Origin of the sequence: Streptococcus sp. CF7_Ac1-8 (assembly GCF_024295435.1) — a bacterium.
Lineage (GTDB): Bacteria > Bacillota > Bacilli > Lactobacillales > Streptococcaceae > Streptococcus > Streptococcus mitis_AP.
This window is the reverse complement of record NZ_JANCPI010000036.1, coordinates 1-630: the sequence shown is the minus strand read 5'-3', so window position 1 is coordinate 630 and position 630 is coordinate 1. Positions and strand designations below refer to the sequence as shown.

Genomic DNA, 630 nt, shown 5'->3' with positions numbered 1-630 from the left:
CTTTATACTCAAACGTGGTTCCTTCTGGGAATTTACTTGGATCAATACTATCTTTCGGTGAGATACCTTCTTTGTTTACTGGAACATACTGAGGATAGCTTTCTACCACACGTACCGTTGCTGGAACTTCGACAAGTTTATTACCTGCTTTGTCTTTAACAACTACTGTAACATTCTTGTCCCCTGCCTCTGAAGTATTGACTTCTTCTTTATATTCAAATGTTGAACCTTCTGGATATTGATCTGGATCAATACTATCTTTGACACTAGGTTGTTCATTCCCTTCACTAACTGGAACAATTTGAGGATAACCTTTTGCGACTACTACAGTTGCTGGAACTTCAACTAATGGATTTCCATCTTTATCCGTTACTACAACCGTTGTTTCCTTGTCTCCTGCCTTACTTGTTTCAACTGGTTCTTTAAATTTAAACTTAGAACCTTCAGGATAATTTTCTTCATCAACACTCTTAGAGGCGTCTGGTTGTGTATTCTCTTTATTTTCTGCCACATATTGTGTCTTACTATCGACTACTACAATTTTAGCAGGAATCTCTGCAACTATTTCTGTACCTAGCTTAGCTACAACTGTTACATCTTTGTCTCCTGTGGAACCAGTATTTGGTTTTT

1 protein-coding gene is annotated in these 630 nt (G+C 37.5%); it reads right to left on the bottom strand.

Annotated elements, in window-relative coordinates:
* On the bottom strand, nt 1-630 hold a 630-nt coding region (locus tag NMM26_RS09585; RefSeq protein WP_254754493.1), incomplete at both ends, for a Rib/alpha-like domain-containing protein.